This window comes from Leptotrichia sp. HMT-225, from assembly GCF_030644325.1.
In the GTDB taxonomy this organism is placed as follows: Bacteria; Fusobacteriota; Fusobacteriia; order Fusobacteriales; family Leptotrichiaceae; genus Leptotrichia; species Leptotrichia massiliensis.
Genome location: NZ_CP130323.1, coordinates 2,281,829 through 2,295,451, shown reverse-complemented (window position 1 = coordinate 2,295,451; position 13,623 = coordinate 2,281,829). Strand labels below are relative to the sequence as shown.

The 13,623-nt window shown below is 30.2% G+C and carries 14 protein-coding genes; 11 read left to right on the top strand and 3 right to left on the bottom strand.

Features of this window, described 5'->3' with window-relative positions; translation table 11 throughout:
- Positions 1 to 5: 5 nt before the first annotated feature.
- From QU666_RS10965 to QU666_RS10935, 7 genes are all read left to right on the top strand, one after another.
- Complete coding sequence (locus QU666_RS10965) at positions 6 to 1,661, top strand: bifunctional UDP-sugar hydrolase/5'-nucleotidase (RefSeq protein WP_021769455.1); 1,656 nt, start codon at positions 6 to 8, stop codon at positions 1,659 to 1,661.
- 53 nt (positions 1,662 to 1,714) lie between these two features.
- Positions 1,715 to 2,593 carry a hypothetical protein gene (locus tag QU666_RS10960; RefSeq protein WP_021769454.1) on the top strand — a complete coding sequence of 293 codons (879 nt, stop codon included), beginning with the start codon at positions 1,715 to 1,717 and terminating at the stop codon, positions 2,591 to 2,593.
- 15 nt (positions 2,594 to 2,608) lie between these two features.
- A complete protein-coding gene (locus QU666_RS10955) occupies positions 2,609 to 3,079 on the top strand; it encodes a hypothetical protein (RefSeq protein WP_036071141.1) in 471 nt (156 codons plus the stop codon).
- Between the two features lie 27 nt (positions 3,080 to 3,106).
- Positions 3,107 to 3,622, top strand: coding sequence for a hypothetical protein (locus QU666_RS10950; RefSeq protein WP_021769452.1), 516 nt, complete (start codon positions 3,107 to 3,109; stop codon positions 3,620 to 3,622).
- 322 nt (positions 3,623 to 3,944) lie between these two features.
- Entirely contained in the window at positions 3,945 to 5,255 is a 1,311-nt protein-coding gene (eno, locus tag QU666_RS10945) for a phosphopyruvate hydratase (protein WP_006805724.1), read from the top strand.
- A 164-nt stretch (positions 5,256 to 5,419) separates the two neighbouring features.
- Complete coding sequence (locus QU666_RS10940; protein ID WP_021769450.1) at positions 5,420 to 5,848, top strand: adhesion protein FadA; 429 nt, start codon at positions 5,420 to 5,422, stop codon at positions 5,846 to 5,848.
- 80 nt (positions 5,849 to 5,928) lie between these two features.
- Complete coding sequence (locus tag QU666_RS10935) at positions 5,929 to 6,327, top strand: adhesion protein FadA (protein ID WP_021769449.1); 399 nt, start codon at positions 5,929 to 5,931, stop codon at positions 6,325 to 6,327.
- A gap of 98 nt (positions 6,328 to 6,425) precedes the next feature.
- Here QU666_RS10935 and QU666_RS11800 read toward each other — a convergent pair whose 3' ends face one another.
- The gene (locus QU666_RS11800; protein WP_369750586.1) at positions 6,426 to 6,470 is read right to left on the bottom strand and encodes a hypothetical protein; all 45 of its coding nucleotides are present in this window, start codon (positions 6,468 to 6,470) and stop codon (positions 6,426 to 6,428) included.
- Here QU666_RS11800 and QU666_RS10930 point away from each other — a divergent pair.
- The gene (locus tag QU666_RS10930) at positions 6,461 to 7,351 is read left to right on the top strand and encodes a DMT family transporter (protein ID WP_021769448.1); all 891 of its coding nucleotides are present in this window, start codon (positions 6,461 to 6,463) and stop codon (positions 7,349 to 7,351) included. The genes QU666_RS11800 and QU666_RS10930 overlap by 10 nt on opposite strands.
- Before the next feature lie 160 nt (positions 7,352 to 7,511).
- On the opposite strand, the gene QU666_RS10925 is transcribed toward QU666_RS10930, so the two are convergent.
- Positions 7,512 to 8,333: a PhzF family phenazine biosynthesis protein gene (locus QU666_RS10925; RefSeq protein WP_021769447.1), complete on the bottom strand. Its 822-nt coding sequence runs from the start codon at positions 8,331 to 8,333 to the stop codon at positions 7,512 to 7,514.
- A 142-nt stretch (positions 8,334 to 8,475) separates the two neighbouring features.
- Here QU666_RS10925 and QU666_RS10920 point away from each other — a divergent pair, with 142 nt between their 5' ends.
- The 3 genes from QU666_RS10920 (at position 8,476) to QU666_RS10910 (ending at position 10,434) form a co-directional block, all read left to right on the top strand.
- Entirely contained in the window at positions 8,476 to 9,264 is a 789-nt protein-coding gene (locus QU666_RS10920) for an META domain-containing protein (protein WP_021769446.1), read from the top strand.
- 139 nt (positions 9,265 to 9,403) lie between these two features.
- A complete protein-coding gene (locus QU666_RS10915; RefSeq protein WP_021769445.1) occupies positions 9,404 to 10,051 on the top strand; it encodes a C40 family peptidase in 648 nt (215 codons plus the stop codon).
- Between the two features lie 17 nt (positions 10,052 to 10,068).
- The gene (locus QU666_RS10910) at positions 10,069 to 10,434 is read left to right on the top strand and encodes an MliC family protein (protein WP_021769444.1); all 366 of its coding nucleotides are present in this window, start codon (positions 10,069 to 10,071) and stop codon (positions 10,432 to 10,434) included.
- A gap of 60 nt (positions 10,435 to 10,494) precedes the next feature.
- On the opposite strand, the gene QU666_RS10905 is transcribed toward QU666_RS10910, so the two are convergent.
- Positions 10,495 to 13,596 (bottom strand): autotransporter domain-containing protein, encoded by a 3,102-nt coding sequence (locus QU666_RS10905; protein ID WP_304984833.1) that lies wholly within the window; start codon positions 13,594 to 13,596, stop codon positions 10,495 to 10,497.
- Positions 13,597 to 13,623: the final 27 nt, after the last annotated feature.

Sequence of the window (13,623 nt, the reverse complement as noted above, 5' to 3'; positions counted from 1 at the left end):
ATATTATGACAACAGAAAATACGGATACTGCTTTAATAAAACGAGAAACAAGTATAAAAATATTAGGGACAAGCGATGTTCATGGAAGGGTGCTTGCTTGGAACTATGCGGCTGATGAAGAGGATAAGTCGGGTTCTTATGCACAAATTTCAACGTTAGTCAAAAAAATTAGAGAAAAAAATAAAAATGTGATTTTGGTTGAAGTTGGGGATGCGATTCAGGATAATTGGATAGAAAAATTTTCAATGACGCCAAAACATCCTATTCCTAAAATATTAAATTATATGGGATATGATATTTTTGTGCCAGGAAATCACGAATTTAATTTTGGAATGCCAATACTATCAAATATTTTACGAGATATGAAATGTAAAAAATTAACTGCCAACTTGTATTACAATGAAAATGCTGAAAATGATACTAATTTCTCAAAAGATAAACATAGATATTTAGATGCAACGACAATTATTGAAAAAGATGGTGTGAAAATAGGAATTATTGGATTATCAACTCCAATGTCGGCACAGTTTGAAGAAGATACTGGCTATTTGAAGGATTTTTATTTTGTGTCACCTATAAAGGAAACTCAAAAACAAATAAAAAAACTGAAAGAGGAAGGTGCAAATGCCATTGTTGTCGTGGCACATATGGGCATTCAAAATGAAAATGGAATTCCTGAAACTGGAGTAAGGGATTTAGCAAACGCTGTACCTGAAATTGATGTGATTATAGCAGGACATATGCATCAGAATATACCAAAGGAAATAATTAACGGTGTTCTTATTACAGAGCCTCACAGATACGGAACTTTTGTTTCTGAAGTGGATTTGAAATTTGAAATTACTGGTAAAAATGTTTGCTTGATAGGTAAAAATTCTACAACTGTTTCTGTAAAAAATGAAGAATCTGACAAAAGAATTGAAGAAATTTACAAGCCGTTTCATAATAGGCTTTGCAGAATTGCAGATGAAGAAATTGGCGAAACATTGAATGATATGATTCCCCAGGAAAAACATCACGGCATATCGTCTGCCTTTAGTAAAGACACAGGAATGTCCTCGTTTATAACGGATGTGGAGCTTTATTACAGTGGAGCAGATGTCGTTTCCTTTGCATATAATTATGAAAATGTAAAACTGGATAAAGGAGAAATTAAGAGAAAAGACATAGTTTACAACTACCGTTATACAGGCGGAGATGTTACAATTTATGAAATGACAGGGAAACAGTTAAAAGATTATATGGAATGGGCTGCTGATTATTTTGATACAATTCGGCCTGGAGATATTGAATACCATTACAATCAAGAGCGTGCGAACGGCAAATATGTAACATTTGATATTTTTGGCGGAGTGAAATATAAAATTGATTTAAGAAACGAAAAAGGCAATAAAATTACCAACCTGATGTTAGTCAATGGAACTAAAATAACGCCTGAAATGAAATTAAAAGTTGGAATGAATGCCTATAGATTTGAACAGTTGGCTAGAAAAGGCGGTATTTTTGATGGTCAGAAAATCCCAGTCTTATGGGCCTCAAAAGAAATAATTGGAAATATAAAGGGAACCATTCAGAATATGATGATTGACTATATTCGAGATGTAAAAAAAGGTGTAATTGATGGAAAGAGCCATAATAATTGGGAAATAATTGGATTATAATTTAGAATTGCTGAAGGAATAAAAATAAAAAATACAAAAATGGAGAACAATTTATGAGAAAATTAACAATAGCATTTTTACTGTTAAGCAGTTTGAGCTTTGCTTACACAAGAAAGGAGCAAATTCAGGAAAATCTTTCAAAAATGGGGATAAAGCAGGCAATAATTGATGAAACAAAAAAAATTGATTATGAAATAAGAGATATTGTGGCTTTTGAAAATGATGAAACTGTAATCGGAGAAAAATTGAATAAACTGCTTGCCATCTTGAAAAAAGATGAGCGAAATTACATTGTATCAGAAGATATTATCACAATTTATGAGTCCAAAATCGGAAAAGATTATGAAAAATATTTAAATTTATTCACAAAACACACTCCTTACGAGTATGAAAAATTATTTGCAAACATGGTATATTATCGTGGAATTGGGAAAAAGGATAAAAGCGATAGCTATTATAAAGAAATAGAAAAAAAGTATAATAATACTCCTATTATGGAAATTGTAAAAATATTTAACATTGCAAATGAAGATAATAGGCAGATTCAAATAAAAAAAGTTTTAAATTTATTAAAAAGCGAAGATGTAAAAAGACAGGTTGGAATGGCAGATGAAGAAGTACATTCGATGAACTTGACTTACACATTGTCTGAAGTAAGAAAATATTACAATGACAGTAAAATCGAAAAAGCAGTTTCAGAATATATAAACAACGTCGTAAATGCCAATGTATCAAATGAAGTTCGTGAATATAACCGCCTAAAAGAAACATTGCTATTATTAAATGTTTTGATGATAAATGAAGAAATTACAAATAAAAAGTTACATGAACAAAATAAGCAGAAGTTGGAAAGCACCTATATTTCTAAGGAAATAAAGAAATCAACTGCAAAAGATGCAGATTATCTTGATAAATATTTGAATGAGATGTAGTTAGGAAAACTGAATATGAAAAAAATATTTTTATTTATATGCTTAATCTTGATGTTTATTTCTTGTGGAAAATTTGATAGAAAGAAATACAGCAATAAAGATTTAAAAAAATTGGATTTTAGTAAAAATTATGACTTTAAGCATAAAGAAGCTGTTACAGGAAATTCAGACTATTTTGAGTGGAATCTTGAATGTGAGAAGTTAAATTGTAATATTTCCTATTTAAATGGAGTCAAAAAATATTCAAGAAAAATTGTTTTAAAAGATTATAAACAAAAAAATAATATAATTAAGAAAATAATAAATGGGCTGAAAAATCCAAACGAAAATGTAGTAATTGATGATCATTATCCAGAAAGCAAGATTATAATTTATGATAAAAATGAACATTATTCTTTTGATTCAAATGTTGAAAATAAGGAGTTTTATAAAATATTAGATAATTTGCTTGGAGAAAATCATGAGAGATTATTGGAAAAATTATAAACAAATTTAAGAAAGGAAATTAAATTTATGAAAAAAATTTTGTTAGTAATGATGCTGGTGTTTTCAACATTTATGTTTGGAAATCCAGAATTTGAAAAAAGTTATGGAGAAAGTATTACAAGCACTTTAAAATTTGGAATGACAAAACAGGAATTTGCTAAAATTATTCAGAAAAAAGCTCTGTCAAATTCACATGATGAAGGTAATTATGCGGTTTATTACTATGCTAATGTAAAAGATCCGCTGGGAATTGAAAGGCAGCTGAATAGTTTTAACTTTGTCGATGGGAGGCTAGTTTCTTCAGTTTTTGACTCACAAACTACCGATGCTGAACATGAACAAATAATAAAAATGTACATAAAAAACCCAAATAAGCTTTCTAAGGAAAAAATGACAAAACTGGAAGCAAAAGGAAGGCTGCTGCTTTATAACAGTAAAAAAACAATAGAAATTGCAAGAATGATGGACCACACTTTTATTACAGTACAAACTGCAGCGCCAAGGCTATTGGAATATAAAATTAGGTCAATAAAACAAAATTAAAGTAAAAACAGAAAAAACTCTTTTGCCAGACAAGGACAAAAATAAATGGGAATATATCAAAATATGGATTTATCTGTTAACAGTCCAGCTATCAGCAGATAGGAAATTTAAGGATAAAACTCTTATTTTCAAATTTCTATACTAAAATATAAATAATTAAAAATGAAAAGAACATAAAAATATTTTTATATTATTGAATTTTAATAAATTTTATTAAATTTTTTTGAAAAAATTGAAATTTTGTTTTGAAAATAAGGACACATTGTGATATAATTATAGTTGAGAAATATTATAATAAATAAATTTACGGAGGTAATTAGAAATGACTAGAATTGAAGATATCTATGCAAGAGAGATACTTGATTCAAGAGGAAATCCAACTGTGGAAGTTGAAGTGTACTTAGAAGGTGGAGCAATGGGAAGAGCTTCTGTACCGTCTGGAGCATCAACTGGAGAACATGAAGCAGTTGAATTAAGAGATGGTGACAAATCTAGATATTTAGGACAAGGTGTGTTACAAGCAGTAGAAAATGTAAACAAAGTTATTGCTGAACACTTAATCGGATTTGACGCTTTAGACCAAGTAGCTATTGATAAAGCCATGATCGAGTTAGACGGAACACCTAACAAAGGTAAATTAGGAGCTAACGCAATTTTAGGTGTATCATTAGCAGTGGCAAAAGCAGCGGCTAATCAATTAGGTATACCTTTATACAGATATTTAGGTGGAGTAAACGCTAAAGAATTACCAGTACCAATGATGAATATCTTAAATGGTGGATCACATGCTGATTCAGCAGTAGACGTTCAAGAATTCATGGTACAACCTGTAGGAGCTAAAACATACAAAGAAGCATTAAGAATGGGTTCTGAAATTTTCCATCACTTAGGAAAAATCTTAAAAGCAAACGGAGATTCTACTAACGTAGGAAATGAAGGTGGATATGCACCATCTAACATTAATGGAACTGAAGGAGCTTTAGATGTAATTTCTCAAGCCGTAGAAGCTGCTGGATACAAATTAGGAGAAGATATTACATTTGCAATGGATGCTGCTTCATCAGAATTTGCAACTAAAAATGCAGACGGATCTTATACTTACACATTCAAAAGAGAAGGTGGAGTTGTAAGAAACTCAGACGAAATGGTTGAATGGTATAAACATCTAACTTCTAAATACCCAATCGTATCAATTGAAGACGGACTTGCTGAAGATGACTGGGATGGATTCAAAAAATTAACTGATGCAATCGGAAAAGACGTTCAATTAGTAGGAGATGACTTGTTCGTTACTAACACAGTAAGATTAGAAGAAGGAATCAAAAAAGGAATTGCTAATTCAATCTTAATTAAAGTAAACCAAATTGGTACTTTAACAGAAACATTAGATGCAATTGAAATGGCTAAAAAAGCTGGATATACTGCAGTAGTATCTCACAGATCAGGAGAAACTGAAGATGATACAATTGCTGACATCGCAGTTGCTACAAATGCAGGACAAATTAAAACAGGATCTGCATCAAGAACAGACAGAATGGCTAAATATAACCAATTATTAAGAATCGAAGATGACTTGGCAGAAGAAGCTGTTTACGAAGGTAAAAAAGCATTCTACAACATCAACATTAAATAATAATACATAAAATTAATAAAAGTTAAAAGTTAAAAATGTCTCTTTTGAAGGTAATAAAATACATTTAAAAGAGATGTTTTTAAATAAGAATTGACAATTATTAATAAATGATATATAATATAAAAGATAATTAAAACCGATAACTAATTTAGGAGGCAAAAATAATGAAAAAAGTTGGAATTTTATTTGTACTTTTGAGTGCTTTATCATTCTCAGCTGCTTCTGCAAAATCTACAAAACAAGCAAAACAACCATCAAAACAAGTGGCAAATCAAACAGTAACTGGTAGATTTAATCAGCTTGAAGCAGAATATGAAAGACTAGTAAATATGGAGAACCAAGAGTACAGCAAATTAAAAGCAAATGCTGAGGCAGCTGCTAATAGATTAGCTGAAAAACAAGCTCAAAAAGCTCAAATTGAAGAAAGAATCGCTAAAATTGAAGCAGCAGCAGATTCAAAAGCATTTAAAGCTCAATATTCTGAGTTAGCAAAACAATACAAAACTGTAGTTAAAGCATTAGATTCAGAAATCAAGTCTTTAAACACAACAGTTGAAAATTTTGCAGCTATAGAAGCATTAAAAGGTAATTAATCAAATTTAAATTAATGAAAGGAGATACGAGAAATTAAAATAAAATTTAAGGAAGTTTTATTTACTCTCGTGTATGGAAAATGAAAAAAAAATTAGCAGTATTATTAGGAGTATTAGTATTAAGTAGTGTTTCATTTGCAGCTCCAAAACCAGCAGCAGGTGGATCATCAATCGAAAACAGCTTAAATAGCTTAGAAAATCAATTAATCAAATTACAACAAATGGAAGATGCAAAATTCAGAGAACAAGAAGCTCAAGCAAATGCAGCATCTCAAAGATTAGCAAACTACACTGCAATGCAAGCTAAAATCGACGAAAGACTTGCTGAAATTGAAGCAAATACAGATACAAGTATTTTCGGAAAAGAATTCAAAGCTAAAGCTACTGAATACAAAAACTTAAGAAATCAATTAGACAAAGAAATCGCTAGAGAACAACAAATTATCGATAACTTTGAATTAATTAAATCTTTAAGATAATAACTAAGTTAATATAAAAAAGGTGCTTTTACAAGTTATTTGCAAAGGCATTTTTTTTATGTTTATTAGTTTAATAACTAAAAATAAGAATAATACTTTTATTTATGAATTAAATCAAAAGGAGAAATGAAATATGCAAACACAAAAAAAATTACACGGAATGTTATTAGCTAGTTTAGCTTCTAGTCTATGGGCAATTTCAGGGATTTCTGGAGAAATCCTTTTTAAAAAATTTAATTTTTCATCAGACTGGTTAGTCTCGACTAGAACATTAATTTCTGGAATTTTATTGTTTCTAATTGTTATTTTTATTGAAAAAAAATCTGTTTTAAGGCCATTAAAAAATAAAAGAGATTGTGCTGGAATAATTTTATTTGGAACAGCGGGAATGTACTTAGTTCAGTATACATATTTTAAAACAATTGAGCTCAGCAATGTTTCTTTTGCTACAATTTTACAGTTTACCGCCCCATTTTTTATATTTATTTATGAATCTATAAAAAATAAAAAAATTCCAGCTGTTTCAACTATTATTCTATTGTTTATGACAATTTTAGGAGTTGTATTTATTGCCACTAAAGGAAACTTTTCAAATTTATTAATTTCACTAGAAGCGTTACTGCTAGGAGTAATTTCAGCAATTATGATAGCTTTTTATTCAACATATCCAAAAAAACTTTTGAAAAAATATGGAAGTATTACAGTAGTTGGATGGGGAATGATAATAGGTAGCATAATTTCAAATGTTATTCACCCTATTTGGAAAATTGAAGGAAATGTAAATGCAAAATCAATGATTCAGGTAATAATCGTTGTAATTTTAGGAACTTCCATAGCCTATTTAATTTACATTGCAAGCCTAAATTATATTTCCTCTTCCCTTGCAGGAATTTTAACTGCTTTTGAGCCTGTACTTGCAGCGATATTATCAGTTGCTATTTTTGGTTTAAAATTTTCTTTTATTGAAATAGTTGGTTTTATATTAGTGTTTGTATCAATTTTTATTTTGGAAAAGAGATTGTAGAAATTATTGAATTCTGATAAAAAAATGCTTTGAGGAGAGAATTTTTCCCCTCTTTTATTTTATAAGTAAAATTTGATTTAAATAGAATAGTAAAAAATTATAAAATTTAAGGTTTAAGTAATTTATCGGAATTTATGAATATAGGTTTAAAAACATTTTGCTATATGAAAATTTCTGAAATTGCAAATAAAGCTGCTTTTCCACTCATTTTTATTCTTCCATTATCTGCTAGAGTACAATAAAGTGTTCCGCTTCGTTCTGAAGCCTGATAAGCGATTAAATTTTCCTTTTGCAGTTTTGCCATCCAGTAAGGAGCAATATGGCAGTGCCCAGAGCCGCAGACAGGATCTTCGTAAACATTTAATTTTGGAGCAAAGGAACGAGAAATACAGTCTATTTTATCAGTTGTATTTTTTATTTTAAAATTTAAAGAATAATTACTATGTTGAGCAGTAATATGCAGTAATAATCCATCAAGTTTTTTAATTTTTTCCGAATCTAAATCTGCACTGAAAATAAACTCTTCATCGTCAAAGATGCACATTAAATCTCGTCCTAAATATGCTTCAGCTGGTTTTTTCCCAATCAATTCAATCATTTTATCAGTTATTTCAACTTTTTTCAAATCATAAGCAGGAAAATCAAGCTCGTATAAATCTCCATTTTTTCTATTTACAGTCAATTTTCCGCTCAATGTATCAAAAATTACAGTTTTTAAATTTTTTTCATAATAATTCATAATTACAAAAGCACAAGCAAGTGTGGCATGTCCACATAAGTCAATTTCTCCGCCTGACGTAAACCAGCGTAATTTATAATGATTTCCTTCTCCTTTTACTGCAAAGGCTGTTTCGGACAAATTGTTCTCCCTTGCTATTAAAAGCATAGTGTCGTCAGAAAGCCATTCGTCTAGAATACAGATTGCGGCTGGATTCCCTGAAAAAACTTTGTCTGTAAAAGCATCAACTATATATTGTTTCATAATACTGGTTTCCTTTCAAGTTTTTCTAAATTAATTTTATCAAAATTCTTTAAAAGTGTATATAAATTTTTAAATTTTCTCATTTTTCTTTAATAAAAGTGTGATACTATTCAATTAACAAAAATGAAAAGAGGTATTTAAAATGAAAAAAATATTTATTTTAATTGGAATTTTTTCGATGTTTTTGGTTAATTGTTTTATATTAAGTGCAGCTCAGACTGTCAATTTAAATGGTTCTTCGTGGCAATTATCAAGAATTAGACAAAACGGAGTAAATTTAGAGATTCCAAGAAATACTAAAATCACAGTTAGTTTTTCAGGAAATAAGATAAGTGGATTTTCAGGAATAAACAGATACAATGGAACTTATCGAGTTAGAAACAACACTACTTTATCAACTGATATAAGTACAACATTAATGGGTGGTTCTGAAGAATTAATGAATTTTGAAATGGCATTTTTGGATATTTTACAATCTTCTCCAAAAATAGATTATAATAAAGGAACATTAACTCTGAGAAATAGTAACGGAGATACTTTGAATTTTAATAAAAGCTCAAATTCAAATGATCAATCAGATGAAAATTTTTTATCACGTTTGACTAAAGAACTATCTGGAACAGATTGGAAACTTGTTAATATGAACGGAAAAGAAGTAAGAAATGCTGGAATTACAATTTCGTTTTCAGGAAATAAAATAAATGGTAATTCAGGAATTAACAGTTATTTTTCTGATTATATAATAACAGCGGGAAATATCACAATAGGAACTGTTGGAAGTACAGAAATGGCTGGTTCTGACAGTCTAATGAAAACTGAAAAACAATATCTAGAACTTCTACAAAATGCTAAAAAAATTGAATTAGTAAACAAAACAACTTTAGTATTAACAACAAATAGAGGCAAGACTTTGACTTTTGAAAAATTATAATTTATAAAAATTTTCTTGTTTTTTCAAAATTAAATTATATTTTATTTTTAGTTAATTTACTTTTCTTAAAATTAATGTTACAATTGATACACAGAAAATATTACAATTGAAAATTAATTTTGAAAGGAATAAAAAATATATGAGAAAAAACAAGTTTTTAACAGCAGTATGTATGTTATCAGCTTTTGTAGGTTCAAATCTACATGCAAAAACATCAAAAACTAAAAAAGTTGACAAATCAAAAACTTCTCACAAACCTGTAAAGAATAGAAAAAGTCACAGTGGAAGCAATACTGGAATTTATGGTATTTCTTCAAATAATAAAAGCGAACTTATTGAAATAAAAATGACAGAATTAAGACAAAGACATGCTAAGGCCATGGCTTCAGGTTCAACTCAAGAGAGAAAAAAAGCGGCTGTAGAAAGAAAACTTTTGACTTCATACAGCAAATGGAGAGGGACAAAATATGCTTTAGGAGGAGATTCGAAAAGTGGAATTGACTGTTCAGCCTTAACACGTAGAGTTTACCGTGAAGCTTTTAATAAGGAACTTCCTAGAGTTTCGCAACAGCAGATAAAGCAAGGGACAAGAGTTTCAGCTAAAAATTTAAAATCAGGAGATATTGTTTATTTTACACCAGATAACAGAACGAGCCATACAGCTGTTTACGTTGGGAATTCATTATTTATAAATGCTTCATCTTCAAAAGGAGTTGTAATGTCTTCATTAAAAAGTCCTTATTGGAGAAAATATTTTAAATATGGTGTGAGAGTTCATAATGCATAAGGAGAAAGTAGGAATTTATGAAATTGACTAAAAAATTAACAATAATAGCTATAGGAATACTATTGTTGGGGTGTTCACTAAATGGAATTGCGGCAAATAAACATAAACGGATAAAAAGAAAAAATCCAGTAATAAGCTATAGAAAAAAAGCTATTGTTTCACAAAAATTTAATTGTGGTAAGAAGCAATATGTTGTAAACTATATTACAAATGATAAAGTTCAGCTGGTAGATGTTGTATCAAATACTAAATTTCAATTAGATCAAGTTATATCTGCGAGTGGTTCGAGATATAGTAATGGGGAAATTGAAATTCATATAAAAGGAAATGAAGCATTACTTAATCGAGATGGTAAAGATATTTCTTGTAATCTTGTAAAATAGTAATAAAATAAGGACTGTACCTATTTCTAAGTCAGTCCTTTTTATTTTGCTTAAATTAATTTAAAAATTAAATCTAAGTCCTGTTGTAAACACATTGTTATTTCCTTTACCTTTTCCACTATCAATTGAATCATCATAGTTTACATACCATCCAAATTTAGAATTTACTTCAGTCAATGCTCCAACTCCCACCCAAGTTCTATTTTTAGCAAGTCCTATTCCTTTTACCTTGAATGTTGCTCCTGGTAGTCCTGTATATCTTGCATCAAAACTTAAATCCTGATCATTAAAAGCTCTTTGATGTGTTACATAACCTTGGAATGTAGTCTTGCTTTCACTATTCCAGTTTACAGCTTTTCCAATTCTAACTCCAAGTAATGCAGCTGTCTGGTTATAATTTTTCTTGTCAGCAGTCAATCCAAATTGACTCTTTTCTTCTGAGAATGATCCTCTTACAACTGTATCGTGAGTTAGTCCCACAAATGGTGTTACAACAAAGTCTCCATTACCATTTTTAATATCATATCCTGTTTCTAAATATCCAGAATAAACTTTATCATTATGGTTAATTTTAGCTCTTGTGTAGTCATTAGTGCTTAAAATAATATCTCTTTCAACATCACTATCAACAAATCCAATTCCAAAACGTCCTTGCAGGTAGAATGGAATATTTTTGTTTCCTAATCTTCCATATAGTGAAACTCCAAAGTTATTAGCATCAGATTTACCACCATATCTGTTAAATTTAACGTTAGCTTTTGAATAAGACAATGCAGTACCTAAAATCAAGTTTTCACCAAATTGCTTATCAACTCCAACTTGTCCACCAACGACTTTAGTATCTCCTTTACCGTATCCATCTTGTTTTAATGTACCATTAGCTCCCAATCCAGAAATCCATAGTCCAAAATTATCTCCAACATTGTCAAGAGTACCAAGCATAACTAATCTATTTGACAAGTCCTTATTTACAGTTTGTGAATGTTGGAAAGTAAGAGCTTGTGCAGAAGCATAAATTTGTCCAGATAAGCTATCTAAAACAGCAGCTCTGTTAGAAGAAGTAAGAGCTTGTAGAGTAGCAGCTTTTCTTTCAAACTGAGCGACATTTCCAGCAGTACCATTTTCTATATTTTGATCTAATTTTTGGAAGGCAGTTTCCATGTTTTGTGCAGTGTTTTTTTGCATTTCATCAGATTCTGATATTTTTTCTACATAGTCTAATACATTTTTTCTACTTAAATTAACATTCAATTGGTTTCCTTTAACTTCAGTTGAACCATTTACCAATTCAGTTGTTTCAACATTTGCAAAATTTCCTTCAATTCCTTTTCCTGCTTCAATTACAGTCGTTGATAATGGTTTTGCTGTAATGTATCTTCCGTTGCTTAAAGTTTGTAATGTAGCACTTTCTCCATTTAAATTCACTGTTCCATTAACTATAAGTTTAGAACCAATTTCTGCTTTTGTTACAGAACCAGCAGTTGCAGTGTAATCTCCAGTTATGACAGCTCCTGAACCTCTATTTTCCAAAGTTCCACCATTATTATAAACATTTTTCTGTTCATTTATTATAGCTGTTGGATAAGTTACCAATGTTCCTTGCTGGTTTATTGTTATATTAGAGGCATTATTTCCATATATTTCTAATTTTCCTTCATCTATAGTAGTATTTCCAGCATAGCTATTATTCCCTGTTAATATCAATGTTCCATTACCAGATTTTTTTAATCCTGCATCACCTGTAATATCATTTTCAAAAATTGATGTCCTGGAATTTCCGATATTAGCATTAAATTGTCCTTTTAATCCTGCAGCTGAAGCTCTTTCGCCAACAATAAGTATGTTATTAAACTCAGAAGGCCCTTTTAAAGCTTTTGTTTCATTAAGTAATCCCCAACCAAAATTTAAACTAAGTTTACCATCTTCAGTCATTAAATCGTATATTCTATCTGCAGTAGTAAGGATTGTTTGCTGTATTTCATGCCCTGTCATCCAAGGGAATTTTTCTTTTAATTTTGCTGCAGTTGCTGTTACTTTAGGTGCAGCAAAAGAGGAACCATGTTTACGGCATTCAGAAAGTTCGCAATCACCATTTGCTGCAATAGACCAGTAAGCAGCTCCTCCTGCGTGTGCCAACCTGTTAGGGTAGTCAGTTATTGTTCCATCTGGTTTAACTTTTACTCCTACTACTGCTATCCATCCTTTTTGAAGTTTTCTGTTATAATATGGTAATCCTGCCTCAAAATCTACACCATAAAGTGGCTTATTACCTGCAGCCCATACAAACAATGATCCATTTTCTATTGCTTCTTCATAAAATTTTATAATTTCATCTGCTTTATTTTTTAGTTGTTCCTCAGAGTAATTTCCATCAGGAATATAAACTGTTTGCTGAAATTGTTTTTTATAGTCAAATTCATGAGCTCTATGGGGTTCTATATAAATTCCTTGAGGTTTATCAAATTGAACATTTTCGTGGCCCAATGACTGATTGTATATCCTTACACCATTATTATACATTTGTCTATAATATTCTATATCAACTTGGTATGCTGGACCGTTTGAAATACTTGCTCCATATACTTCTGATTTTTTTGCTCCTTTTCCGTTATTTCCAGCTAAAATAGTTGCTACAATAAGACCGTGATCACTTTTATCAGTGGATTTTGTATTATTTTTTGGAAGTATAGTCATTCTGTCACCAAATTCATCTTCGATTACCGTATTGAAAGTATCTCCTATTTCAAAACTATTAATTATCTTTGAATGGAAATTTTTTGTTTGTGCATTATTACCACTCAAAAAATCACTATCCAAAACACCTACCTTAACTCCTTGTCCTGTAATTTCTCTTGAATCAACAGGTTTAGTAAAACGATTGTCTACTGATGGTATCTGAGGCATTGTATTAGAACCAGCATTTTGTGGTTGCACTGACTGTGTATTATTGTTTGCATTGTTTATTTCGCCTGTATTTCCAGAGCCAATATTTACATTCCCAGCATTGGCATTTATATTTCCAGAACCAGTATTTGTATTTTCTGAAGTAGGTGCTATTGGAGTAGTTCCTGATGTTTGAGAAGAACCGCCTCCACCTCCTCCGCTCCCACCACAGCTTGATAATACTGTGATAAGACTAATTAATAATAAGGTTTTCTTCATATTTATATCTCCTTTGTATTTTATTTG

Excerpts from the sequence above, each read along its gene's own strand:
- QU666_RS10905 (WP_304984833.1), bottom strand. The coding sequence starts at position 13,596 with ATGAAGAAAACCTTATTATTAATTAGTCTTATCACAGTATTATCAAGC.
- QU666_RS10940 (WP_021769450.1), top strand. The coding sequence starts at position 5,420 with ATGAAAAAAGTTGGAATTTTATTTGTACTTTTGAGTGCTTTATCATTC.
- QU666_RS10965 (WP_021769455.1), top strand. The coding sequence starts at position 6 with ATGACAACAGAAAATACGGATACTGCTTTAATAAAACGAGAAACAAGT.
- QU666_RS10925 (WP_021769447.1), bottom strand. The coding sequence starts at position 8,333 with ATGAAACAATATATAGTTGATGCTTTTACAGACAAAGTTTTTTCAGGG.
- QU666_RS10960 (WP_021769454.1), top strand. The coding sequence starts at position 1,715 with ATGAGAAAATTAACAATAGCATTTTTACTGTTAAGCAGTTTGAGCTTT.
- QU666_RS10955 (WP_036071141.1), top strand. The coding sequence starts at position 2,609 with ATGAAAAAAATATTTTTATTTATATGCTTAATCTTGATGTTTATTTCT.
- QU666_RS10930 (WP_021769448.1), top strand. The coding sequence starts at position 6,461 with ATGCAAACACAAAAAAAATTACACGGAATGTTATTAGCTAGTTTAGCT.
- eno (WP_006805724.1), top strand. The coding sequence starts at position 3,945 with ATGACTAGAATTGAAGATATCTATGCAAGAGAGATACTTGATTCAAGA.
- QU666_RS10920 (WP_021769446.1), top strand. The coding sequence starts at position 8,476 with ATGAAAAAAATATTTATTTTAATTGGAATTTTTTCGATGTTTTTGGTT.
- QU666_RS10915 (WP_021769445.1), top strand. The coding sequence starts at position 9,404 with ATGAGAAAAAACAAGTTTTTAACAGCAGTATGTATGTTATCAGCTTTT.
- QU666_RS10950 (WP_021769452.1), top strand. The coding sequence starts at position 3,107 with ATGAAAAAAATTTTGTTAGTAATGATGCTGGTGTTTTCAACATTTATG.
- QU666_RS10910 (WP_021769444.1), top strand. The coding sequence starts at position 10,069 with ATGAAATTGACTAAAAAATTAACAATAATAGCTATAGGAATACTATTG.
- QU666_RS10935 (WP_021769449.1), top strand. The coding sequence starts at position 5,929 with ATGAAAAAAAAATTAGCAGTATTATTAGGAGTATTAGTATTAAGTAGT.